The organism is Streptomyces sp. P13-3-3 (assembly GCF_050571355.1).
In the GTDB taxonomy this organism is placed as follows: domain Bacteria; phylum Actinomycetota; class Actinomycetes; order Streptomycetales; family Streptomycetaceae; genus Streptomyces; species Streptomyces althioticus.
Window position 1 is genome coordinate 4,865,628 of the sequence record NZ_CP192228.1, and the last position, 24,577, is coordinate 4,890,204.

Sequence of the window (24,577 nt, forward strand, 5' to 3'; positions counted from 1 at the left end):
AGGGCTCAGTCGACGACGGGAGGTACCGCACGACGGTCATTGCGAGCCCAGGTCTCTTCCTCTTCTGTCAGGTAATCCGGACGCTGACTTCCGTCCTGCCCCTCGTGTCGCCGCGTGGTGGACCGAGCGGCGGAGGGAGTAACCGTTCCCGCACGGCCGGCCGTCGGACCGTGTCCGGAGTCGCCTGCGTTCACCTGCCGCACCAGGCCGACACCACCCGGAGTGAACGGGCGTGGACCGGAGCGACCCGGCTGGGCGGGGCGGTTGCCGATCACCCCGCCGGCTTCTGAGGCGAGGCGTCGTCCCCCGCCCGTGCCCGCGGGTCCGCCTGCGGTGCCGCCGGCTGACGGAACCCCGGTGGGCACAGCGCGACCCATGGCAGAGTGCCCCTGCGTCGCACGCCCGTAGCCCGTATCTGCGCCGATCACGGTCCCTCGTGGAAGGCCTGTGGTCGCCTTACCCGCACCGGGCTGCACCGGGCGCCCCCCGACGATCCCGCTGTCACCCGCTCCTGGGAGCCGCCCTCCCCCCGGTGCCGCCTGCCCGGGGAGCAAGGGCGGACGTGGGGTCGGCGCAATCTGCTGCGGTCCGAGCGGGCCAGGCGAGCCCCCACGGCCCAGGGGGGCAGGCGGTGTGCCCAGTGGCTGCGGAACCGGCCCGGCATCGGGCCGCGGGCCTGCGGCGGGCGGGGGAGTCGTCGTCGACACCGGCGTGGACGTACGAGTTTCGGGCAGCGCGGTCACGCCGTCGATCTCCATGGCGACGGGGCGTGGCCGGACCGGTTCCCTGGCGGGTGCCGCATTGTCCCCGAAGGCGGTCGCGTACGAGGCCGACGGCGTTGGGGCAGTCGATCCCGTGTATCCCTCACCCTTGACGGAGCTGCTGGTGGACGCGTGCGCCATCGAGGCTCCCGACCCGACCACATGCTGCTGGTCCGGCCTCCGCCACTCCGCCGCATCCAGATGCTGAGCCGGCGGCGAAAACGTAGGCGGTTCCACGCTGTTCACCTGGTACGCCGAGTACTCGTACGTCTGCGCCAGCTTCCGCAACTGCTGGATCGCCTCCGCCCGCGCCGCCTCCATCCGCTGCTGCGCGGCCGCGGCGTCGGACTGGGCGGTCTGTGCCAGCTTCCGTGCGTCGGGGTCGTTGCGGGCGCCCGGGTCCTGCGTCGCCGCGAGCGTCTTCCGGGCCTTCGCGAGGTCGGCCCTGGCCTGCGTCGTCTCGGATGTGGCGGGGATGGCCGCCTTGGCCTCGGCGACCGCTTGGGCCACCGTGGACAGCCAGCGGGAGGCGACTTCCGCGTACTGGCCCAGGCGCAGCGTCGCGGCCGCGCTCTGCCCGCCCCAGTCGCGGAAGGCATCACCGCCCTCGCCCCGCCACTCGAGTCCCTTGACGTACGTCATGAGATCGTCGCCGATCTTGGTGATCGTCGACGAGGCCTTCAACAGCTTCGTCGCGAGTTGCGCAGCGCCTTCCGGGCTGGCCGAGTCCAGGAGAGCCACCAACTGCTCGTGGGTCATGGACTCGAAGTCGGTGCGGGCCGGCTGCGGTGTCCTGCGGCGCGCCTGCTCGCCCATCAGAAGCCCACCCCTTCCTCGGACTCGGAGACGGACGCGGGTGTGTCCCGCGTGGACGCCGACCGCTCGGCGTACGGATCGCGCTCTGCCGCGTAGTACTTCTCCACCTCGGCGTTGACTGCCTTCATCCGCGCCTTGATGTCGGCGTCCAGGTTCTCGTAACCCACCCGGGACGCCTGTACCGCGAGTCCCATGCCCTCGATCTGCGCGCCCAGGGCCTTGGAGAGTTTCTCCAGCTCGTCGTGGACGATGGCGTACGAGTCGTAGAGGAACTGTGCTTCCTTGAACTCCGCGGAGCCCAGCTGCGACCGCTCGACGCGGTCCTTGCCGACCTTCGTCGGAGCGGCCTCCGATTCGTCCAGCTCGCGCAGCAGGTCGTCGACGCGCTTCTTGAAGCCCGCCATGGCGCTGTGCTGGATGTCCAGCGCCATCGCGGGATTGACGTTGGACAGAGTGTCGAACGCCTTCCCCGTGTCCGGGGCACCGCCGGTGCCGCCGCCCCCGTTCGAACTCACCTGGCCTGCCTCCCCGTTCCTCTCGAACGTTCCTGTCTGTGCTCGGTCGATCACCCTAATGCCGTTGCGGAAGCAAGCCCACCTGAATCAGTGGCGTACCGCGCTTGCGCGAGACGAACACGCCACGCCCCGGCGGCATGGGCCGGGCCCGCACGTTGCCGAGGATGTCGCCCTCGCTGGGATCACCCGAAAGGATCACACCCTGGGCGCCCAGTTCCTTCAGGCGTTGCATGAACGACTCGTACATCGCCCGGGAGGCCCCGGCCGCGCTGCGCGCGATGATGAACTTCACGCCCACGTCACGCGCGAAGGGCAGGTGCTCCACCAGCTGGCCCAGCGGGTTTCCGGAGCTGGTCGCGACGAGTTCGTGGTCGTCGACGACGACGAACAGCTGCGGGCCGCTCCACCAGCTGCGGTCGCGCAACTGCTGCGGAGTAATGTCCGGCTTGGGGGCCCGCTTCTCCATGAACTGGCGCACGGCGTCCATGTGCACCTGCATCGCGGACGCCATGGGGGCGTACTCGAGCAGGTGGCTCTCCGGCACCGCTTCCAGCATCGTGCGCCGGTAGTCGCCGACCACGATCCGCGCCTCGGCGGGCGTGTAGCGTTCCGCGATCTGCTTGGTGATCAGACGCAGCAGGTTGGTCTTGCCGGACTCACTCTCGCCGAAGACGAGGAAGAAGGGGTCGGTGTCGAAGTCGACGAACACCGGCTCCAGATTGGCCTCGTCGATGCCGATCGCGATGCCGTGCTGAGGAAACTCGAAGCCCTTGGGCAACTGGTCGGCGGGCAGCTTGCGGGGGAGCAGGCGCACGGTCGGGGCTGCCGGACCGTGCCAGTTCTCCTTGACCGTCTGAACCAGGTGGGCCGTGGCGTCGGCCAGGTCGTCCGCGTCGGAGGACGAGTCGATCCGGGGCAACGCCGTCATGAAGTGCAGTTTGGCGGGAACTTGACCACGGCCCGGGACCCCGGTCGGCACGTTCATGGCGACCTTGCGGTCGAATTCGGAGTCCATCGCGTCGCCGAGGCGCAGTTCCAGGCGTCCGAGGATCTGGTCCTTGAGTACCGCGCGTACCTCCATGTAGCGCGAGGCGGAGAGGACCACGTGGACGCCGTAGCCCAGGCCCCGGGCGGCGATGTCGTTGACGACGCCCTCGAGGCCCTCGTAGTCGTTGCGGAAGTTGCCCCAGCCGTCGATGACGAGGAAGACGTCCCCCCACGCCTCTCCGGGCAGGTCGCCCGCCGCGCGGCGCCGGCGGTACGTGGTGATCGAGTCTATGCCGTGGGCGCGGAAGAACTGCTCGCGGCGGTTGAGGATGCCGGCGACCTCCGCGACCGTACGCCGCACGCGCTCCGGGTCGAGCCGCGAGGCGACCCCGCCCACGTGCGGCAGGTCGGCCACCGCCGTCAGGCCGCCACCGCCGAAGTCGAGCCCGTAGAACTGCACTTCGTACGGCGTGTGGGTGAGCGCGAAGGACGCGATCAGGGTCCGCAGCAGGGTCGACTTGCCCGACTGCGGGCCGCCGACCACCAACATGTGGCCCGCGGCGGCGGAGAAGTCCTGGTAGAGGACCTCCCGCTTCTGCTCGAAGGGCTTGTCGACCAGGCCGAGCGGGACCGTCAGGCCGCCCGGTGCGGGGTACTCCGCGGAGTGGAGCCCGCGCTCTGCGGAGACGGTGAGGGCGGGCAGCAGTTCGTCCAGCGCCGACGCCCGGTCCAGCGGCGGCAGCCACACCTGGTGCGCGGGGACGCCCTGCCCCTCCAGTCGCTGCACGACCACGTCCAGCACGGTGTCGGCCAGGGCGTCGTCCTCCTGCCGCGGCTCGGGGGTGCGTGCCCGGTCCGGGTCCGGTGCCGCGTACACCACCGGCACGGGGGCCGCGGTGAACAGCGCGGGCCGCCGCTCGACGGGCGCGTGGCTGAGACCGGCTTCCGGGCCCGCCGTGCGGTACACGCCGGAGACGTACGCCGCCTTGAAGCGCACCATCTCCTCCGTGCCGAACTTCAGGTAACCCGAGCCGGGCACGGAAGGGAGGTGGTAGGCGTCCGGCACACCGAGGGCCGCGCGCGACTCGGCGGCCGAGAACGTCCGCAGACCGATGCGGTAGGACAGGTAGGTGTCCAGTCCGCGCAGTCGGCCCTCCTCCAGCCGCTGCGAGGCGAGCAGCAGGTGCACGCCCAGCGAACGGCCGATGCGTCCGATCTGGATGAACATGTCGATGAAGTCGGGCTTGGCAGTCAGGAGTTCGCTGAACTCGTCGATCACGAGTACGAGCGAGGCGAGCGGCTCCAGCGGAGCACCGGCGGCGCGTGCCTTCTCGTAGTCATGGATGTTGGCGTAGTTGCCCGCCGCGCGCAGAAGCTCCTGGCGCCGCTGGAGCTCGCCACGGATCGCGTCGCCCATGCGGTCGACGAGCGTCAGGTCGTCGGCGAGGTTGGTGATCACGGCGGCGACATGCGGCATGCGGGACATTCCCGCGAACGTCGCGCCGCCCTTGAAGTCCGCCAGGACGAAGTTCAACGTCTCGGAGGAGTGCGTGACCGCCAGGCCCAGCACCAGCGTGCGCAGCAGTTCGGACTTGCCGGAGCCGGTCGCCCCCACACACAGACCGTGCGGACCCATGCCGTCCTGCGCGGCCTCCTTCAGGTCCAGCATCACCGGTCGGCCGTCCTCGCCGACGCCGATCGGCACCCGCAGGCGCTCCGGCGTCGACCGCGGCCTCCAGGTCCGCGCGACGTCCACCGCCGCCGCGTCCCCCAGCCCGAGCAGTTCGGTGAAGTCAAGGTTGGCGAGCAGCGGTTCGTCGTCGTTGCCGCTGCCCAGCCGCAGCGGAGCGAGCTGCCGAGCGAGCGCCTCGGCTGCGGGCAGCGACAGACTGTCGGGCTCGCCCTCGTAGGCGACCCCGGCCCCGGAGTCGAGGAACAGCCGCTCCGGACGCACGACCACCGAGAGGTCCCCGCGGAGCTGGTCCAGCTCACCGCTCACGACCTCGACGATGGTCACCCCCTGGATGCCCTCGGCGGCCGCGAACGCGGAGGTCGGCGGAACCATGCCGCCATCGAGGACGACGAGGATGTGCGGCTGGTCGAGGAGCGGCTGCCCGTCACGGCTGAACCGCGGGCGGCCTTCCAGCCGGTTCGCCAGCAGGTGCTCCAGCTCGCCGAGGTCGTCCCCGAACAGGCGGCGCGTGCCGGCTCCGTCGAACGACCCCGCCACCTGGCAGTGCGGCAGCCACTTGGTCCAGTCCCAGCGGCCCACGGCTCCCGGAGCGGTCACCACGGCGACCACCAGGTCGTCGGGGGAGTGGAGTGTGGCGGCCTGCGCGACCAGTGCGCGCGCTGCGGCGTGGGCGCTGTCCGGTTCTCCGGAGACCGTCACGTGGTAGAAGGCGCGCAGCGAGACGGCGACCGGCAGACCGTCCAACTGACCGTGCACGGACAGGAAGCGCTGCATGGCGCCGGCGCACAGCGGCTCCAGCTCGTCCACCGGCGCCGTGTGCGGGGCGACCAGCGGGGTGGCCAGCTGCTGCGGCCCCAGACCCACCCGCACCTGCCCGAAGTCGGCGTCGCCGACGCGGCGTTCCCACACCCGGCTGCCCTCGGCGACCACTGCCCAAAGCTGCTCGGGCGCGGGATGCAGGTACAGCTGCGCGTCCCGCTGGCGGCGGGCCGTCCCGCGCACCTTGCGGCGGGTCTGTGCGAGATACCGGAGGTAGTCGCGGCGCACGTCGGCCATTTGCCCCTGCGTACCCCTGCGGTACCGCACGATCTGGGCGACGACCATCGCGGCCGTCGACACCAGCATGACCACGCCCATGATCCGCATGAACGGGTGTGCGTTGGGAGAGGCGAAGTAGAACACCACCGACGAGCCCATGCCGAGCGTGGGCAGCACCTGCATGAGGACGCCCTCCTGCTGCCCGCGCGGCAACTCGGGAGGAGCTTCCAGTTGAAGCTCGTCCGAGGACACCTCGGGCGGCAGGGTGCGCGGTGGGCGCTTGACGACGATCTGGCTCACCGAGGCCTCAATCCCCCTGTGTGGACGATCGGTTGCACGCCGGCACCCCCGTGGTGACGGTCGTCCTCCACACCGGGGATCCTACGTGTCACCCCCGACAGGACTTGTCGGTAGGGTTGCGCCCCGCAGCGTACGCATCCGCGAAGCAGGGGGTCAGTGAAGGTGAGTACGACCACGGCGACGGGTTTCTGCAGAGTCACGGTGGTGGCCCCCGACAGCCGTATCGACGTGGCGCTCCCGGTGGACATCCCCGTCGCCGACGTCTACCCGGAGATCCTTCGTCTGACGGGGCAGGCCCAGCAGGTCGGCACTCCGACGGGATATCACCTGGTACGGCGCGACGGCAGGGTGCTGGAAGGAGCCCGCACGCTCTCCGACGAACAGGTTCTCGACGGAGAGGTCCTCAGCCTGCGGCCGTTCGCCCACTCGCTGCCGCCCGCCGTGCATGACGACGTGTCGGACGCGGTCGCCTCCGCGGTCGTCCGCGACCGGAACCTGTGGAGCGACGACCTGCTGCGCGTCGCGGGCCTCACCGGAGGCACCCTTCTCCTGCTGTTGCTCGCGCTCGTCCTGTGGTTCGCCGATCCGGTCCGCCACGACATGCACGGCCTGCCCGGCATCGTCGCGGGAGGCCTCGGCCTCCTGCTCGCCGCTTTCGCGGGTGTCCGCGCGCGGGTCTACGACGACCGGGCCTCGGCCGTCGCCCTGGGCCTGGGTGCCCTGCCCCTGCTGCTCGTCGCCGGGTCGGGGATCATCGCGGCCCCGGCCGGGCAGGGGCCGGGGAAACTGCAGTTCATGCTGGGCTGCGCGGCGGTCCTGGTGGTGTCGGTGACCCTCCTCGCGTTCGCGCCCGGCTCGGACGCCCCCTTCGTGGCCGCGACCTTCCTGGCGGGGGTGGGCACCCTGGCCACCTTCGTCACGATCGTCACCGGAGCCTCCGCGACCGCCGCCGCCGCCGTCTGCGCCCCCTCCGCGATCGCCCTGGTCGCCTTCCTCCCAGGTCTGTCCGTGCGCTTCGCGCGCCTCCCCATCGGCTATGCCGCCCCGCGTTCCGCCCTCCACGACGACTTCGAGGCGGACCCGTCGCAGGCGCCGGACGCCGAGGCCCTCGACGCCGAGCACATCGCCGCCCAGGCCCGGCGCGGGCACGAAATGCTGCTGGGGCTGGTGGGCGGCACGTCCGCCGTCGTCGTCGCGTCTGCGGCGGTCCTCGGCTTCTCGGACGACGTGTGGGCCCAGCTGCTGGCGCTCGCCGCCGGCCTCTCCATGCTGATCCGCGCCCGCCTGTTCCGGTACACCTCCCAGGTGGCCTGCGCCCTGGTCGCCGGCATCGGCGCCGTCGCGCTGCTGCTCGTGGGGATGGTGCTGAACCCTCCGGCCGAGGCCATGACGGAGTTCGTCCTGCACGGCGACAGGGGAGCGCTGGAACTGCGTACCCTGTGGCTGTCCGCGGCCGTCGCCGTCGGCGTCGCGCTGATCACCGCCATCGGTCTCGTCGTCCCCCGCAAGGGCCTCTCCCCCTTCTGGGGCCGTTTCCTCGACCTCACCGAGTCGGCCGTCCTGCTCACGTTGGTGCCGCTGTGCCTGGCCGCGCTGGGTGTCCTCACCACCGTCCGGTCGCTGACAGGCTGAGGCGCCGGCGCGCCCGGCGTTCCCCTCGCAGCCCGCGCGGGACGGCAGGCCCGGGCAGAGGGCGGCGGAAGCCCTGGTACTCTGGCCGACGGCCGTATGTGTACGCACCCCCGGAGCCACCCGCCCTGGAGGCCGCGCCCAGCGGATCCCCGCCTTCCGAGTCATGGAAGACCCCCCGAGAAGCAGACCGGGGGCACTCGGTGGCCACTCACAGATCACGAGGAGTACGCGTGTCGCTCGACGCCGCAGTGAAGAAGCAGATCATCTCCGAGTTCGGCACCAAGGAGGGTGACACCGGCTCCCCCGAGGTCCAGGTCGCTCTGCTGTCCCGTCGGATCTCCGACCTGACGGAGCACCTGAAGACCCACAAGCACGACCACCACTCCCGCCGTGGCCTGCTGATCCTCGTCGGTCAGCGCCGCCGGCTGCTGCAGTACCTCGCCAAGAAGGACATCCAGCGCTTCCGTACGCTGGTCGAGCGCCTCGGCATCCGCCGCGGTGCGGCGGGCGCCAAGTAAGACGCCGTGAAGGGAGCGGTTCCCGGGAAAAGGGGGCCGCTCCCTTTGCTGTACGTGCGGAGTGTCACCGCGCCTTTGTAGTGTGGTAGCACAACGCAAGAACTACGACTCAGCGTGATGACCCGCGCCGCATCGGGTATGCGACCCACGGACCATCACACCGGACGTCACCCGACGTCCACACCGGACGCCGTCCCGGCGTCCACCCCGGACGTCACCCGACGTCCCCCGTACGAGGGGAAGCGCACCCCGCCGCCGCCGGTCCTCGGTAGTGGCCCCCGGGAGAGTCAACCCCGGGTGCTTCGATCGAAGACCGGCCCGCACCAGTGGAGCGCTTCTCCGCCCCGTCCCCTCGCCACACGGGCGAGCGGGACGAAAGACGACAAGTAACGGAGAAAACGCTAGTGGAGAACGAGACCCACTACGCCGAGGCCGTCATCGACAACGGCTCCTTCGGCACCCGCACCATCCGCTTCGAGACGGGCCGCCTGGCCCGTCAGGCCGCCGGCTCCGCCGTGGCCTACCTGGACGACGACACCATGGTGCTGTCGGCCACCAGCGCTTCCAAGAACCCCAAGGACCAGCTCGACTTCTTCCCCCTCACGGTGGACGTCGAGGAGCGGATGTACGCGGCCGGGAAGATCCCCGGCTCGTTCTTCCGCCGTGAGGGCCGTCCCTCCGAGGACGCCGTCCTCACCTGCCGTCTGATCGACCGCCCGCTGCGCCCCTCCTTCAAGAAGGGCCTGCGCAACGAGATCCAGGTCGTCGCCACGATCATGGCGCTCAACCCCGACCACCTGTACGACGTCGTGGCGATCAACGCCGCGTCCGCGTCGACGCAGCTGGCCGGCCTGCCCTTCTCCGGCCCGATCGGCGGCGTCCGCGTCGCGCTGATCCGCGGCCAGTGGGTCGCCTTCCCGACGCACACCGAGCTCGAGGACGCCGTCTTCGACATGGTCGTCGCGGGCCGCGTCCTCGAGGACGGCGACGTCGCGATCATGATGGTCGAGGCCGAGGCCACCGAGAAGACGATCAAGCTCGTCGAGGGCGGCGCCGAGGCGCCGACCGAGGAGGTCGTCGCCGCCGGTCTGGACGCCGCGAAGCCCTTCATCAAGGTGCTCTGCAAGGCCCAGGCCGACCTCGCCGCGAAGGCCGCCAAGCCGACCGGCGAGTTCCCGATCTTCCTCGACTTCCAGGACGACGTCCTGGAGGCGCTCACCGCGGCCGTCAAGCCCGAGCTCGCCCAGGCGCTCACCATCGCCGGCAAGCAGGAGCGCGAGGCCGAGCTGGACCGCGTCAAGGGTCTCGCCGCCGAGAAGCTCCTGCCGGAGTTCGAGGGCCGCGAGAAGGAGATCTCCGCCGCGTACCGCGCGCTGACCAAGTCCCTGGTCCGCGAGCGCGTCATCAAGGAGAAGAAGCGCATCGACGGCCGCGGTGTCACCGACATCCGCACCCTGGCCGCCGAGGTCGAGGCCATCCCGCGCGTGCACGGCTCGGCGCTGTTCGAGCGCGGTGAGACCCAGATCCTGGGCGTCACCACGCTGAACATGCTGCGCATGGAGCAGCAGCTGGACACCCTCTCCCCGGTGACCCGCAAGCGCTACATGCACAACTACAACTTCCCGCCCTACTCCGTCGGCGAGACCGGCCGCGTCGGCTCCCCGAAGCGCCGCGAGATCGGCCACGGCGCCCTCGCCGAGCGCGCCATCGTGCCGGTGCTGCCGACGCGCGAGGAGTTCCCCTACGCGATCCGTCAGGTGTCCGAGGCCCTCGGCTCCAACGGCTCGACGTCCATGGGCTCGGTCTGCGCCTCCACCATGTCGCTGCTGAACGCCGGTGTGCCGCTGAAGGCCCCCGTCGCCGGTATCGCCATGGGCCTGATCTCCCAGGAGATCAACGGCGAGACGCACTACGTCGCCCTCACCGACATCCTCGGTGCGGAGGACGCCTTCGGTGACATGGACTTCAAGGTCGCCGGCACCAAGGACTTCGTGACCGCCCTCCAGCTCGACACCAAGCTGGACGGCATCCCCGCCTCCGTCCTGGCCGCCGCGCTCAAGCAGGCCCGTGACGCCCGCCTCCACATCCTCGACGTGATGATGGAAGCGATCGACACGCCGGACGAGATGTCCCCCAACGCGCCGCGGATCATCACCGTGAAGATCCCGGTCGACAAGATCGGCGAGGTCATCGGCCCCAAGGGCAAGATGATCAACCAGATCCAGGAGGACACCGGCGCCGAGATCACGATCGAGGACGACGGCACGATCTACATCGGCGCCGCCGACGGTCCGGCCGCCGAGGCCGCCCGCGCCACGATCAACGGCATCGCCAACCCGACGATGCCCGAGGTCGGCGAGCGCTACCTGGGCACGGTCGTCAAGACCACGACCTTCGGCGCGTTCGTCTCCCTGCTCCCCGGCAAGGACGGTCTGCTGCACATCTCGCAGATCCGCAAGCTCGCCGGCGGCAAGCGCGTGGAGAACGTCGAGGACGTCCTCGGCGTGGGCCACAAGGTCCAGGTCGAGATCGCCGAGATCGACTCCCGCGGCAAGCTCTCCCTGATCCCCGTGATCGAGGGCGAGGACGACGACAAGAAGGACGACGCCGACAAGTGACGTCCCGTGGCTCCAAGGCGACGGCCCGCACCTCCTCGGAGGCGCGGGCCGTCGCCCGTACCCAAACCCTCATCAAGGGCGAGAACGGCATCGGCACGGTCCGCAGGACCACCCTCCCGGGCGGACTGCGCATCGTCACCGAGACCCTGCCCTCGGTCCGCTCGGCGACCTTCGGCATCTGGGCGCACGTCGGCTCCCGCGACGAGACCCCGGCCCTCAACGGCGCCACCCACTACCTGGAGCACCTGCTCTTCAAGGGCACGGCCACCCGCTCCGCGCTGGACATCTCCGCCGCCATCGACGCCGTCGGCGGCGAGATGAACGCGTTCACGGCCAAGGAGTACACGTGCTACTACGCGCGCGTGCTCGACACCGACCTGCCGCTCGCCATCGACGTGGTGTGCGACATGCTGACCGGCTCCGTGATCCGTGAGGAGGACGTCGACGTCGAGCGCGGCGCCATCCTCGAAGAGATCGCGATGACCGAGGACGACCCGGGCGACTGCGTGCACGACCTGTTCGCGCACACCATGTTCGGCGACAACCCCCTCGGCCGCCCCGTCCTCGGCACGGTCGACACGGTCAACGCCCTCACCGCCGACCGCATCCGCCGCTTCTACCGGAAGCACTACGACCCCACGCACCTGGTGGTCGCCTGCGCGGGCAACGTCGACCACGACAAGGTCGTCCGCCAGGTCCGCGCGGCCTTCGAGAAGGCCGGTGCCTTCAAGGACCCCGCCGCCGAGCCGATCGCCCCGCGCGGCGGCCGGCGCGCCCTGCGCACCGCCGGCCGCGTCGAGTTGATCGGCCGCAAGACGGAGCAGGCGCACATCGTGCTCGGCATGCCGGGTCTCGCCCGCACCGACGAGCGGCGCTGGGCGCTCGGCGTGCTGAACACCGCCCTCGGAGGCGGCATGTCCTCCCGGCTGTTCCAGGAGGTCCGCGAGAAGCGCGGCCTGGCCTACAGCGTGTACTCGTACACGTCGGGCTTCGCCGACTGCGGCCTGTTCGGGGTGTACGCGGGCTGCCGGCCCTCCCAGGTGCACGACGTGCTGAAGATCTGCCGGGACGAGCTGGACCAGGTCGCCGAGCACGGGCTGCCCGACGACGAGATCGAGCGCGCCGTCGGCCAGCTGAAGGGCTCCACCGTCCTCGGCCTGGAGGACACCGGCGCGCTGATGAACCGTATCGGCAAGAGCGAGCTGTGCTGGGGCGAGCAGATGTCGGTCGACGACATGCTGTCCCGGATAGCCTCGGTCACCCCGGACGACGTGCGCTCGGTCGCCCGGGACATCCTGGGACGGCGGCCCTCCCTGTCGGTCATCGGCCCGCTGAAGGACAAGCAGGCGGCCCGGCTGCACGAGGCCGTCGCCTGACCCACCCCGGCACCACACCCGGTAAGGAAGCAACAGACATGAGCAAGCTGCGCGTGGCGGTCCTCGGCGCCAAGGGCCGGATCGGCTCCGAGGCGGTACGGGCGGTCGAGGCCGCCGAGGACATGGAACTGGTGGCCGCCCTCGGCCGGGGCGACAAGCTGGAGACCCTCGCCGAGACCGGCGCCCAGGTCGCCGTCGAGCTGACCACCCCCGCCTCGGTCATGGGCAACCTCGACTTCTGCGTACGCCACGGCATCCACGCGGTGGTCGGCACCACCGGCTGGACCGACGACCGTCTCGCGCAGCTGGGGGGATGGCTCGACCAGTCCCCGGAGACGGGCGTGCTCATCGCCCCGAACTTCTCCATCGGCGCCGTGCTGACCATGAAGTTCGCCCAGATCGCCGCCCCGTACTTCGAGTCCGTCGAGGTCGTGGAGCTGCACCACCCCAACAAGGTGGACGCCCCCAGCGGCACCGCCACGCGCACCGCCCAGCTCATCGCCGAGGCCCGCCGCCAGGCCGGCAGCGCCCCCGCCCCGGACGCCACGGCCACCGCCCTGGACGGCGCCCGCGGCGCGGACGTCGACGGCGTCCCGGTGCACGCCGTCCGGCTGCGCGGCCTCCTCGCCCACCAGGAGGTCCTGCTCGGCGCGGAGGGCGAGACCCTCACCGTCCGCCACGACTCCCTGCACCACAGCAGCTTCATGCCGGGCATCCTGCTCGGCGTGCGCCGCGTGGTGACCACTCCCGGCCTCACCTTCGGCCTGGAACACTTCCTCGACCTGAACTGAGCCGGTCCCACCCCTATGCGCGCGAAGATCTCCTACGCCCTCACGGCCGCCGTCCTGGTCGTCTACTTCGTCCTGGTCGGCAGCCGCGGCGTGCTGCTCATCAAGGCCGGCACGCTCCTCACGGTCACCTTCGGGGTGGCCGTGCTGATCCTGCCGGTCATCGGCGTGTGGTTCCTCTGGAAGAACACCCAGTTCGTCCGGGACGCCAACCGGCTCGCCGCCGAGCTGGACGCCGAGGGCGGCCTGCCCGTCGACAACCTCAGGCGGCTGCCCAGCGGCCGCGTCGACCGCGAGTCGGCCGACGAGGTCTTCGCGCTGCGCAAGGCCGAGACGGAGGACGCGCCCGACGACTGGCGCAGCTGGTTCCGGCTCGCCGTGGCCTACCACGACGCCCGGGACACCCCCCGCGCCCGCAAGGCGATGCAGCGGGCGATCGCCCTCCGCAAGACCGCCTCCTGAGCGCGCGGGCGGACGTCAGAAGCGGGGCGACACCGTCCGTCAGGCCCGCCCGTACTCGTCGGCCCACGCCTCGACCGTGTCGGCCGCGCGGTCGAAGGCCAGCGGGTCGCGCCCCAGGAAGTCCGCGTTGTGCGAGGTCAGCAGCGGCGTCGGTCCGTCGGACGAGCGGCCCCGCCGGTTCATCACCAGCGCCTGCCCCTGCACGGTCCTCGGCAGCCCCAGCCAGCGCACCGGCTGCTGCACCGTACGCACCGCCGCGATCTGGTCCCAGGGCGTCGTACGGGTGCTGACGAAGGCCACGTGGCGGCACCCCCGGGCGCTCACCCACACCCCCATGCGCAGCAGCCGCAGCGCGCCCGCCACGATGACCAGCGCGAACCCGAACACGGTGGCCGCCGACGCGGGCGTGGCGGTCGCCGCGATGATCACGGACGAGAACAGCACGAACGAGGCGAGCAGCAGCAGGACCGCGGCCGCGCCCACGCGCCAAGGGCCGGGCCGGTAGGGACGCCGCCAGCGGTCCCGGTCGTCGTACGGCAGCGCGACGTCGTCCGTCGTGTCGAAGGCGCGGTCGGCCGTCAGGAAGGGCAGGGGCACGGTGGTCCTCACTCGATCCATGCAGGGGCTGTGCCCGGTGAGGCTATCGATCTGTGTCCCCGGTCACCACCCTCGGGGGTCCGGACGGCCCCCCGTCCGCGCCGTAGAGTGGGCGGCGCCCCAGAAGTGATGGAAGGACCCTCCGCGCCGTGACCGACACCCCTGCCGACGACCTCAAGCCGAGTTTCCGCAGCGATGTGACCGTCGAGCTGGTGAAGCACACCGCGTCCGACGCCGACGTGCTGTTCGCCGCCCGCGTCTCGACCCTCGGCGAGCAGTCCCTGGACGAGCTGCAGAAGGACCCCGAGCGGTCCAAGGGACTGATCAACTACCTGATGCGGGACCGGCACGGCAGCCCCTTCGAGCACAACTCGATGACCTTCTTTGTCAGCGCCCCGATCTTCGTCTTCCGCGAGTTCATGCGGCACCGGGTCGGCTGGTCGTACAACGAGGAGTCGGGCCGCTACCGGGAGCTCCAGCCGGTCTTCTACGTCCCGGACGCCGACCGCAAGCTGGTCCAGGAGGGCCGCCCCGGCAAGTACGTCTTCGTCGAGGGCACCAAGGAGCAGCAGACGCTCGTCGGGCGTGCCATGGAGGACTCGTACCGGCAGTCCTACGAGGCGTACCAGGAGATGCTCGCCGCCGGCGTGGCCCGCGAGGTTGCCCGCTCGGTCCTCCCCGTCGGCCTCTACTCGTCGATGTACGCGACCTGCAACGCCCGCTCGCTGATGCACTTCCTCGGCCTGCGCACCCAGCACGAGCTGGCGAAGGTGCCGTCCTTCCCGCAGCGGGAGATCGAGATGGTCGGCGAGAAGATGGAGGCCGAGTGGGCCCGTCTGATGCCGCTGACCTACGCCGCCTTCAACGCCAACGGGCGCGTCGCCCCGTAGCGGGCGCCCTGCCGTGCCCCGGCGCGGCAGCCGAGCACAGATGTACGCATCAGCCGCGCGAAGTGTCCGTATTGCGGCATTTCGTGAAGTTCATCTAGCCTGATCAAACGGGCCCGGCACTGCCTGAACCCCCGAGCAGGCAGTGCCGGGTCCCCCTTCGCACCCCTCCGTCGCCTCCCCCGAGGGAAGACCCCGACCTGAGCAACGAGTAGCGTGTAACCCATGGCTCCGACCTCGACTCCGCAGACCCCCTTCGGGCGGGTCCTCACCGCCATGGTCACGCCCTTCACGGCGGACGGCGCACTCGACCTCGACGGCGCACAGCGGCTCGCCACCCACCTGGTGGACGCAGGCAACGACGGCCTGATCGTCAACGGCACCACCGGCGAGTCCCCCACCACCAGCGACGCGGAGAAAGCGGATCTCGTACGGGCGATCGTGGAGGCGGTCGGCGACCGCGCCCACGTCGTGGCCGGTGTCGGAACCAACGACACCCACCACAGCATGGAGCTGGCCCGCGCGGCGGAGCACGCCGGAGCCCACGGCCTGCTGGTCGTCACGCCGTACTACAACAAGCCCCCGCAGGAAGGCCTCTACCGGCACTTCACGGCCGTCGCCGACGCCGCCGAGCTGCCCGTGATGCTCTACGACATCCCCGGCCGCAGCGGCGTCCCGATCAGCACGGAGACGATCGTCCGCCTCGCCGAGCACCCGCGGATCGTCGCCAACAAGGACGCCAAGGGCGACCTCGGCCGCGCGGGCTGGGCCATCGCCCGCACCGGACTCGCCTGGTACTCCGGCGACGACATGCTCAACCTGCCGCTGCTCTCCATCGGAGCGGTCGGCTTCGTCTCCGTCGTCGGTCATGTCGTCACCCCCGAGCTGCGCGCCCTGGTCGAGGCGTACACCTCCGGTGACGTCCAGAAGGCCACCGAGATCCACCAGAAGCTGCTCCCCGTCTACACGGGCATGTTCCGCACCCAGGGCGTCATGACCACCAAGGCGGCGCTCGCGCTGAAGGGCCTCCCCGCAGGCCCGCTGCGCGCCCCCATGGTCGAATGCACGCCCGAAGAGATCGAGCAGCTCAAGATCGATCTTGCCGCGGGCGGGGTACAACTCCAGTAATCAGACTTCGCGCGCCCCGGGCGCGCAGATCGACTCCACAACTGAATACGCGGGCCACCGGTGCCCGCACCACCAACGACAACTGCTACTGCACGAACGTCATGCGCGCCACGTGCCCCACCGGTACGTGGCGCGTGTGGTGAGGAGAGTCTTTTGAGTCATCCGCATCCTGAACTCGGCCCGCCCCCGCCGCTGCCGGAAGGCGGCCTGCGGGTCACCCCGCTCGGCGGCCTCGGCGAGATCGGCCGTAACATGACGGTCTTCGAGTACGGGGGCCGCCTGCTGATCGTCGACTGCGGAGTGCTCTTCCCCGAGGAGGAGCAGCCCGGAATCGACCTGATCCTGCCCGACTTCTCGTCCATCCGGGACCGTCTCGACGACATCGAGGGCATCGTCCTCACCCATGGCCACGAGGACCACATCGGCGGCGTTCCCTTCCTCCTGCGTGAGAAGCCGGACATCCCGCTGATCGGCTCCAAGCTCACCCTCGCCCTGATCGAGGCCAAGCTCCAGGAGCACCGCATCCGCCCGTACACCCTCCAGGTCGCGGAGGGACAGCGCGAGCGCATCGGCCCCTTCGACTGCGAGTTCGTGGCGGTCAACCACTCCATCCCGGACGCGCTGGCCGTCGCCATCCGCACACCCGCCGGCATGGCGGTGCACACGGGCGACTTCAAGATGGACCAGCTTCCGCTGGACAGCCGCCTCACCGACCTGCACGCGTTCGCCAGGCTCAGCGAGGAGGGCATCGACCTCCTCCTGTCCGACTCCACGAATGCGGAGGTCCCGGGCTTCGTCCCGCCCGAGCGCGACATCTCCAACGTGCTGCGCCAGGTCTTCGCCGGCGCCCGCAAGCGGATCATCGTGGCCAGCTTCGCCAGCCACGTCCACCGCATCCAGCAGATCCTGGACGCGGCCCACGAGTACGGCCGCCGGGTCGCCTTCGTCGGCCGCTCGATGGTGCGCAACATGGGCATCGCCCGTGACCTCGGCTACCTGAAGGTCCCGCCGGGCCTGGTCGTGGACGTCAAGACGCTCGACGACCTCCCCGACAGCGAGGTGGTCCTGGTCTGCACGGGCTCCCAGGGCGAGCCGATGGCCGCGCTGTCCCGCATGGCCAACCGCGACCACCAGATCCGCATCGTCGAGGGCGACACGGTGATCTTGGCGTCGTCGCTGATCCCCGGCAACGAGAACGCGGTCTACCGCGTGATCAACGGCCTGACCCGCTGGGGCGCGAACGTCGTCCACAAGGGCAACGCCAAGGTGCACGTCTCCGGACACGCCTCGGCCGGCGAGCTGCTGTACTTCTACAACATCTGCCGCCCGAAGAACCTGATGCCGGTCCACGGCGAATGGCGCCATCTGCGCGCCAACGCCGAGCTGGGCGCCCTCACCGGCGTCCCGCACGACCGCATCGTCATCGCCGAGGACGGCGTGGTCGTCGACCTCGTCCAGGGCAAGGCCAGGATCTCCGGCAAGGTCCAGGCGGGCTACGTCTACGTCGACGGTCTCTCCGTCGGCGACGTCCGCGAGCCGGCGCTCAAGGACCGCAAGATCCTCGGCGACGAGGGCATCATCTCGGTCTTCGTGGTCATGGACGCCTCCACCGGCAAGCTCACCGGCGGACCGCACATCCAGGCCCGTGGCTCCGGCATCGAGGACTCGGCGTTCGGCGACGTCATCCCGCGGATCACGGAGACGCTCGAGCGCTCGGCGCAGGACGGGGTCGTCGAACCCCACCAACTGCAGCAGCTCATCCGCCGCACGCTGGGCAAGTGGGTCTCCGACACCTACCGGCGCCGGCCGATGATCCTCCCCGTGGTGGTCGAGGTCTGACGGACCGTCGGGCTCCACACACGCGTCAACCGGCAGCGGGGCGCCTCGATTTGCATCGGGGCGCCCCGCTCCAGTAGGTTTACAACTCCTCCCGAGCGGGCACCCGACCACTTCATGCGGTCGGACATCCAGTGCCCGGTGAGGGTGGGAAAACCGGCTCAGAATCTCTGATAAAGTCGGATCCGCCGGAAAGGAAAGCGCGAAAGCGTCGACCTGGAAAGCACCGAGGAAATCGGATCGGAAAGATCTGATAGAGTCGGAAACGCAAGACCGAAGGGAAGCGCCCGGAGGAAAGCCCGAGAGGGTGAGTACGAAGGAAGCGTCCGTTCCTTGAGAACTCAACAGCGTGCCAAAAGTCAACGCCAGATATGTTGATACCCCGTCCATCCGGTTTCGGATGGTCGAGGTTCCTTTGAAAAAACACAGCGAGGACGCTGTGAACGTCGGGACTATTCCTCCCGATGTTCCGCTCTCGTGATGTGTCACCCGATTACGGGTAAACATTCACGGAGAGTTTGATCCTGGCTCAGGACGAACGCTGGCGGCGTGCTTAACACATGCAAGTCGAACGATGAACCACTTCGGTGGGGATTAGTGGCGAACGGGTGAGTAACACGTGGGCAATCTGCCCTGCACTCTGGGACAAGCCCTGGAAACGGGGTCTAATACCGGATACTGACCCGCTTGGGCATCCAAGCGGTTCGAAAGCTCCGGCGGTGCAGGATGAGCCCGCGGCCTATCAGCTAGTTGGTGAGGTAATGGCTCACCAAGGCGACGACGGGTAGCCGGCCTGAGAGGGCGACCGGCCACACTGGGACTGAGACACGGCCCAGACTCCTACGGGAGGCAGCAGTGGGGAATATTGCACAATGGGCGAAAGCCTGATGCAGCGACGCCGCGTGAGGGATGACGGCCTTCGGGTTGTAAACCTCTTTCAGCAGGGAAGAAGCGAAAGTGACGGTACCTGCAGAAGAAGCGCCGGCTAACTACGTGCCAGCAGCCGCGGTAATACGTAGGGCGCGAGCGTTGTCCGGAATTATTGGGCGTAAAGAGCTCGTAGGCGGCTTGTCACGTCGGTTGTGAAAGCCCGGGGCTTAACCCCGGGTCTGCAGTCGATACGGGCAGGCTAGAGTTCGGTAGGGGAGATCGGAATTCCTGGTGTAGCGGTGAAATGCGCAGATATCAGGAGGAACACCGGTGGCGAAGGCGGATCTCTGGGCCGATACTGACGCTGAGGAGCGAAAGCGTGGGGAGCGAACAGGATTAGATACCCTGGTAGTCCACGCCGTAAACGGTGGGCACTAGGTGTGGGCGACATTCCACGTCGTCCGTGCCGCAGCTAACGCATTAAGTGCCCCGCCTGGGGAGTACGGCCGCAAGGCTAAAACTCAAAGGAATTGACGGGGGCCCGCACAAGCGGCGGAGCATGTGGCTTAATTCGACGCAACGCGAAGAACCTTACCAAGGCTTGACATACACCGGAAAGCATCAGAGATGGTGCCCCCCTTGTGGTCGGTGTACAGGTGGTGCATGGCTGTCGTCAGCTCGTGTCGTGAGATGTTGGGTTAAGTCCCGCAACGAGCGCAACCCTTGTCCCGTGTTGCCAGCAGGCCCTTGTGGTGCTGGGGACTCACGGGAGACCGCCGGGGTCAACTCGGAGGAAGGTGGGGACGACGTCAAGTCATCATGCCCCTTATGTCTTGGGCTGCACACGTGCTACAATGGCCGGTACAATGAGCTGCGATACCGCGAGGTGGAGCGAATCTCAAAAAGCCGGTCTCAGTTCGGATTGGGGTCTGCAACTCGACCCCATGAAGTCGGAGTCGCTAGTAATCGCAGATCAGCATTGCTGCGGTGAATACGTTCCCGGGCCTTGTACACACCGCCCGTCACGTCACGAAAGTCGGTAACACCCGAAGCCGGTGGCCCAACCCCTTGTGGGAGGGAGCTGTCGAAGGTGGGACTGGCGATTGGGACGAAGTCGTAACAAGGTAGCCGTACCGGAAGGTGCGGCTGGATCACCTCCTTTCTAAGGAGCACTTCTCACCAACCTCGGTTGGTCAGAGGCCAGTTCATCAGCGAACGTCTGATGCTGGTTGCTCATGGGTGGAACGTTGACTACTCGGCACGGTCCAGGATGGACCAGGCGCTAGTACTGCTCTTCGGGGCGTGGAACGCTGATCTGGTCAACTGACTGTGTCGGGCACGCTGTTGGGTGTCTGAGGGAATGAACTTCCTTCAGTGCCGGCCCCAGTGCACTCGAGCCGTATGGCTTGGGGTGATGGGTGGTTGGTCGTTGTTTGAGAACTGCACAGTGGACGCGAGCATCTGTGGCCAAGTTTTTAAGGGCGCACGGTGGATGCCTTGGCACCAGGAACCGATGAAGGACGTGGGAGGCCACGATAGGCCCCGGGGAGTCGTCAACCAGGCTTTGATCCGGGGGTGTCCGAATGGGGAAACCCGGCAGTCGTCATGGGCTGTCACCCGCTGCTGAACACATAGGCAGTGTGGAGGGAACGCGGGGAAGTGAAACATCTCAGTACCCGCAGGAAGAGAAAACAACCGTGATTCCGGGAGTAGTGGCGAGCGAAACCGGATGAGGCCAAACCGTATGCGTGTGAGACCCGGCAGGGGTTGCGCATTCGGGGTTGTGGGATCTCTCTTTCATGGTCTGCCGGCCATGAGACGAGTCAGAAACCGTTGATGTAGGCGAAGGACATGCGAAAGGTCCGGCGTAGAGGGTAAGACCCCCGTAGTCGAAACGTCAGCGGCTCGTTTGAGAGACACCCAAGTAGCACGGGGCCCGAGAAATCCCGTGTGAATCTGGCGGGACCACCCGCTAAGCCTAAATATTCCCTGGTGACCGATAGCGGATAGTACCGTGAGGGAATGGTGAAAAGTACCGCGGGAGCGGAGTGAAATAGTACCTGAAACCGTGTGCCTACAAGCCGTGGGAGCGTCGCGTTGAGTGCTTGCACTCAACGTCGTGACTGCGTGCCTTTTGAAGAATGAGCCTGCGAGTTTGCGGTGTGTTGCGAGGTTAACCCGGGTGGGGAAGCCGTAGCGAAAGCGAGTCCGAATAGGGCGACTTCAGTAGCACGCTCAAGACCCGAAGCGGAGTGATCTAGCCATGGGCAGGTTGAAGCGGAGGTAAGACTTCGTGGAGGACCGAACCCACCAGGGTTGAAAACCTGGGGGATGACCTGTGGTTAGGGGTGAAAGGCCAATCAAACTCCGTGATAGCTGGTTCTCCCCGAAATGCATTTAGGTGCAGCGTCGTGTGTTTCTTGCCGGAGGTAGAGCACTGGATAGGCGATGGGCCCTACCGGGTTACTGACCTTAGCCAAACTCCGAATGCCGGTAAGTGAGAGCGCGGCAGTGAGACTGTGGGGGATAAGCTCCATGGTCGAGAGGGAAACAGCCCAGAGCATCGACTAAGGCCCCTAAGCGTACGCTAAGTGGGAAAGGATGTGGAGTCGCACAGACAACCAGGAGGTTGGCTTAGAAGCAGCCACCCTTGAAAGAGTGCGTAATAGCTCACTGGTCTAGTGATTCCGCGCCGACAATGTAGCGGGGCTCAAGCGTACCGCCGAAGTCGTGTCATTCCAGAACATAGGGCCAACGCCTTCTGGGATGGGTAGGGGAGCGTCGTCTGCCGGGTGAAGCAGCCGCGGAAGCGAGTTGTGGACGGTTGACGAGTGAGAATGCAGGCATGAGTAGCGATTCACACGTGAGAAACGTGTGCGCCGATTGACTAAGGGTTCCTGGGTCAAGCTGATCTGCCCAGGGTAAGTCGGGACCTAAGGCGAGGCCGACAGGCGTAGTCGATGGATAACCGGTTGATATTCCGGTACCCGCTGTGAAGCGTCAAACATCGAATCCAGTGATGCTAAGCCCGTGAAGCCGCCGGCTGAGTCTTCGGACGAGGTCGGAGTGGTGGAGCCGGTGACCCGAGCTGGTAGTAGGTGAGTGATGGGGTGACGCAGGAAGGTAGTCCATCCCGGGCGGTGGTTGTCCCGGGGTAAGGGTGTAGGCCGGACGGTAGGCAAATCCGCCGTTCATTAAGGCTGAGACCTGATGCCGAGCCGATTGTGGTGAAGTGGATGATCCTATGCTGTCGAGAAAAGCCTCTAGCGAGTTTCATGGCGGCCCGTACCCTAAACCGACTCAGGTGGTCAGGTAGAGAATACCGAGGCGTTCGGGTGAACTATGGTTAAGGAACTCGGCAAAATGCCCCCGTAACTTCGGGAGAAGGGGGGCCACAACCGGTGATGAGCTTCGCGCTCTGAGCTGGGGGTGGCCGCAGAGACCAGCGAGAAGCGACTGTTTACTAAAAACACAGGTCCGTGCGAAGCCGTAAGGCGATGTATACGGACTGACGCCTGCCCGGTGCTGGAACGTTAAGGGGACCGGTTAGCTCACTTTCGGGTGGGCGAAGCTGAGAACTTAAGCGCCAGTAAACGGCGGTGGTAACTATAACCATCCTAAGGTAGCGAAATTCCTTGTCGGGTAAGTTCCGACCTGCACGAATGGCGTAACGACTTCTCGACTGTCTCAACCATAGGCCCGGTGAAATTGCACTACGAGTAAAGATGCTCGTTTCGCGCAGCAGGACGGAAAGACCCCGGGACCTTTACTACAGTTTGATATTGGTGTTCGGTTCGGCTTGTGTAGGATAGCTGGGAGACTTTGAAGCAGCCACGCCAGTGGTTGTGGAGTCGTCGTTGAAATACCAGTCTGGTCGTGCTGGATGTCTAACCTGGGTCCGTGATCCGGATCAGGGACAGTGTCTGATGGGTAGTTTAACTGGGGCGGTTGCCTCCTAAAGAGTAACGGAGGCGCCCAAAGGTTCCCTCAGCCTGGTTGGCAATCAGGTGTTGAGTGTAAGTGCACAAGGGAGCTTGACTGTGAGACCGACGGGTCGAGCAGGGACGAAAGTCGGGACTAGTGATCCGGCGGTGGCTTGTGGAAGCGCCGTCGCTCAACGGATAAAAGGTACCCCGGGGATAACAGGCTGATCTTCCCCAAGAGTCCATATCGACGGGATGGTTTGGCACCTCGATGTCGGCTCGTCGCATCCTGGGGCTGGAGTCGGTCCCAAGGGTTGGGCTGTTCGCCCATTAAAGCGGTACGCGAGCTGGGTTTAGAACGTCGTGAGACAGTTCGGTCCCTATCCGCTGTGCGCGTAGGAGTCTTGAGAAGGGCTGTCCCTAGTACGAGAGGACCGGGACGGACGAACCTCTGGTGTGCCAGTTGTTCTGCCAAGGGCATGGCTGGTTGGCTACGTTCGGGAGGGATAACCGCTGAAAGCATCTAAGCGGGAAGCCTGCTTCGAGATGAGGACTCCCACCTCCTAGAGAGGGTAAGGCTCCCAGTAGACGACTGGGTTGATAGGCCGGATATGGAAGCACGGTAACGTGTGGAGTTGACCGGTACTAATAGGCCGAGGGCTTGTCCTCAGTTGCTCGCGTCCACTGTGTTGGTTCTGAAACCACGAACAACCCCACGCCATGGTCACGGCGTGGTGCGGTTGAATGTTTCATAGTGTTTCGGTGGTCATAGCGTAGGGGAAACGCCCGGTTACATTCCGAACCCGGAAGCTAAGCCTTACAGCGCCGATGGTACTGCAGGGGGGACCCTGTGGGAGAGTAGGACGCCGCCGAACGCTACTTACAAGGGTTGGTCCCTGAACTTCGGTTCAGGGACCAACCCTTTTTTGTTGTCCGTCACTTGACGTTCACGTTGCCCGCCGAGCATCCCCCGTATGGGAATCGCTGCACTGCTCAGGGCGGCCGGCGTAGGCGCCGGTGACGAGGTTGTCGTACCGGCCTTCGGCAACGTGGAGGTGGCGCGGGCCGTGGCCCTCGCCGGCGCGCTGCCTGTGTTCGCCGACATAGATCCGGCGACGTACTGTCTCGACCCCGCCGCGGTCGACGCGGCGTTGACTTCACGGACCGCGGCGGTCGTTGTCGTCCATCGCTTCGGACGCCCCGCCGACCTGGGGCAGTTGCGCGCGCTCGGTCAGCGGCGCGGGCTTCTGGTGTTGGAGCAGACGGACTTGGACGCGCCCCGGGACGAGACGGCGCGGCGCAGGGAGCGGGCCGCGTATCTCGACGCCCGGCTGCGTGGAGTGCGCACGCCCGAGGGAGGCGCCGGCCACAGCTATCAGCAGTACGTCGTGCGGGTGCCCGGGAACGGGCGGCCCGACCGGGACGCCTTCGCACGCGCCGTACGGGCCAAGGGAGTTGCGTGCCGGATACCCGTACCGACTCCTGTGCACCGGCTGCCCGAGTTCCGGCGTGACGTGTCGCTGCCGGAGACCGAGCGGGCCGCCGACGAGACGCTCGCGCTGCCCGTCGACGGCTCCCTGACGAAGCGGGACATGCAGCGGACCGCGTCCGTGTGCAACGCGCTGGGGGGACTGCTCGCACCGGCCCTCTGAGCGTGGTTGGGAGCACGGCTCCGTACGGGGTATGATCTATTCCGTTGCCGCGAGGGAAACCGAAGCGACGACAGGCCCCTATAGCTCAGTCGGTAGAGCGTCTCCATGGTAAGGAGAAGGTCAACGGTTCGATTCCGTTTGGGGGCTCGGACAGAAAGGCCCCGCCCAATAGGGCGGGGC

At 67.6% G+C, this 24,577-nt stretch carries 14 protein-coding genes, 1 tRNA gene and 3 rRNA genes; 14 read left to right on the plus strand and 4 right to left on the minus strand.

Translation table 11 applies throughout. From position 1 onward, the window contains the following. Window positions 1-5 precede the first annotated feature (5 nt). Genes ACQZOG_RS22305 through eccCa form a run of 3 tightly spaced genes read right to left on the minus strand, consistent with a single transcriptional unit; the run spans window position 6 to window position 6,110 of the window. Window positions 6-1,577, minus strand: coding sequence for a hypothetical protein (locus ACQZOG_RS22305; protein WP_193456720.1), 1,572 nt, complete (start codon window positions 1,575-1,577; stop codon window positions 6-8). After that, on the minus strand, window positions 1,577-2,092 hold the full coding sequence (locus tag ACQZOG_RS22310; protein ID WP_193456721.1) for a hypothetical protein: 516 nt from the start codon (window positions 2,090-2,092) through the stop codon (window positions 1,577-1,579). The genes ACQZOG_RS22305 and ACQZOG_RS22310 overlap by 1 nt, the downstream gene beginning before the upstream one ends. A gap of 55 nt (window positions 2,093-2,147) precedes the next feature. Beyond that, complete coding sequence (gene eccCa, locus ACQZOG_RS22315) at window positions 2,148-6,110, minus strand: type VII secretion protein EccCa (protein WP_430741749.1); 3,963 nt, start codon at window positions 6,108-6,110, stop codon at window positions 2,148-2,150. A 162-nt stretch (window positions 6,111-6,272) separates the two neighbouring features. Between eccCa and eccD the strand changes: the two genes are divergently transcribed. The 6 genes from eccD to ACQZOG_RS22345 all read left to right on the plus strand — a co-directional run bounded on the left by eccD (window position 6,273) and on the right by ACQZOG_RS22345 (window position 13,504). Further along, window positions 6,273-7,742 (plus strand): type VII secretion integral membrane protein EccD, encoded by a 1,470-nt coding sequence (gene eccD / locus ACQZOG_RS22320; RefSeq protein WP_430741750.1) that lies wholly within the window; start codon window positions 6,273-6,275, stop codon window positions 7,740-7,742. A 230-nt stretch (window positions 7,743-7,972) separates the two neighbouring features. Next, the gene (gene rpsO, locus ACQZOG_RS22325; protein WP_033277436.1) at window positions 7,973-8,260 is read left to right on the plus strand and encodes a 30S ribosomal protein S15; all 288 of its coding nucleotides are present in this window, start codon (window positions 7,973-7,975) and stop codon (window positions 8,258-8,260) included. Between the two features lie 404 nt (window positions 8,261-8,664). Then, window positions 8,665-10,878, plus strand: coding sequence for a polyribonucleotide nucleotidyltransferase (locus ACQZOG_RS22330; protein ID WP_033277437.1), 2,214 nt, complete (start codon window positions 8,665-8,667; stop codon window positions 10,876-10,878). After that, window positions 10,875-12,254, plus strand: a complete 1,380-nt coding sequence (locus ACQZOG_RS22335; protein ID WP_387759683.1) for a M16 family metallopeptidase — start codon at window positions 10,875-10,877, stop codon at window positions 12,252-12,254. Before ACQZOG_RS22330 ends, ACQZOG_RS22335 begins: the two co-directional genes overlap by 4 nt. A 38-nt stretch (window positions 12,255-12,292) precedes the next feature. Then, complete coding sequence (dapB, locus tag ACQZOG_RS22340) at window positions 12,293-13,045, plus strand: 4-hydroxy-tetrahydrodipicolinate reductase (RefSeq protein WP_033277439.1); 753 nt, start codon at window positions 12,293-12,295, stop codon at window positions 13,043-13,045. Window positions 13,046-13,060: 15 nt separating this feature from the next. Next, on the plus strand, window positions 13,061-13,504 hold the full coding sequence (locus tag ACQZOG_RS22345; RefSeq protein ID WP_033277440.1) for a membrane protein: 444 nt from the start codon (window positions 13,061-13,063) through the stop codon (window positions 13,502-13,504). A gap of 39 nt (window positions 13,505-13,543) precedes the next feature. Here the strand turns inward: ACQZOG_RS22345 and ACQZOG_RS22350 are convergent, their stop codons facing one another. Beyond that, the gene (locus ACQZOG_RS22350; RefSeq protein ID WP_033277441.1) at window positions 13,544-14,101 is read right to left on the minus strand and encodes a hypothetical protein; all 558 of its coding nucleotides are present in this window, start codon (window positions 14,099-14,101) and stop codon (window positions 13,544-13,546) included. Between the two features lie 149 nt (window positions 14,102-14,250). Here ACQZOG_RS22350 and thyX point away from each other — a divergent pair, with 149 nt between their 5' ends. The 8 genes from thyX to ACQZOG_RS22390 all read left to right on the plus strand — a co-directional run bounded on the left by thyX (window position 14,251) and on the right by ACQZOG_RS22390 (window position 24,544). Continuing rightward, complete coding sequence (gene thyX, locus ACQZOG_RS22355; RefSeq protein WP_033277442.1) at window positions 14,251-14,991, plus strand: FAD-dependent thymidylate synthase; 741 nt, start codon at window positions 14,251-14,253, stop codon at window positions 14,989-14,991. Between the two features lie 222 nt (window positions 14,992-15,213). After that, the gene (dapA, locus tag ACQZOG_RS22360) at window positions 15,214-16,116 is read left to right on the plus strand and encodes a 4-hydroxy-tetrahydrodipicolinate synthase (RefSeq protein ID WP_033277443.1); all 903 of its coding nucleotides are present in this window, start codon (window positions 15,214-15,216) and stop codon (window positions 16,114-16,116) included. 153 nt (window positions 16,117-16,269) lie between these two features. Further along, window positions 16,270-17,955, plus strand: coding sequence for a ribonuclease J (locus tag ACQZOG_RS22365; protein ID WP_033277444.1), 1,686 nt, complete (start codon window positions 16,270-16,272; stop codon window positions 17,953-17,955). A 503-nt stretch (window positions 17,956-18,458) separates the two neighbouring features. Further along, window positions 18,459-19,984 (plus strand): 16S ribosomal RNA (locus ACQZOG_RS22370). A 303-nt stretch (window positions 19,985-20,287) separates the two neighbouring features. Next, window positions 20,288-23,414 (plus strand): 23S ribosomal RNA (locus tag ACQZOG_RS22375). An 89-nt stretch (window positions 23,415-23,503) separates the two neighbouring features. Beyond that, a 5S ribosomal RNA gene (rrf, locus tag ACQZOG_RS22380) occupies window positions 23,504-23,620 on the plus strand. The 16S, 23S and 5S rRNA genes sit together here, the layout of an rRNA operon. Before the next feature lie 114 nt (window positions 23,621-23,734). Further along, window positions 23,735-24,397 carry a DegT/DnrJ/EryC1/StrS family aminotransferase gene (locus ACQZOG_RS22385; protein ID WP_037644162.1) on the plus strand — a complete coding sequence of 221 codons (663 nt, stop codon included), beginning with the start codon at window positions 23,735-23,737 and terminating at the stop codon, window positions 24,395-24,397. A 74-nt stretch (window positions 24,398-24,471) separates the two neighbouring features. Further along, window positions 24,472-24,544: transfer RNA gene (locus ACQZOG_RS22390), tRNA-Thr, on the plus strand. Window positions 24,545-24,577: the final 33 nt, after the last annotated feature.

What these genes read in the sequence shown, in the direction of transcription:
- ACQZOG_RS22305 (WP_193456720.1), bottom strand. Translation starts at nt 1,577, where the DNA reads ATGGGCGAGCAGGCGCGCCGCAGGACACCGCAGCCGGCCCGCACCGAC.
- dapB (WP_033277439.1), top strand. Translation starts at nt 12,293, where the DNA reads ATGAGCAAGCTGCGCGTGGCGGTCCTCGGCGCCAAGGGCCGGATCGGC.
- ACQZOG_RS22345 (WP_033277440.1), top strand. Translation starts at nt 13,061, where the DNA reads ATGCGCGCGAAGATCTCCTACGCCCTCACGGCCGCCGTCCTGGTCGTC.
- dapA (WP_033277443.1), top strand. Translation starts at nt 15,214, where the DNA reads ATGGCTCCGACCTCGACTCCGCAGACCCCCTTCGGGCGGGTCCTCACC.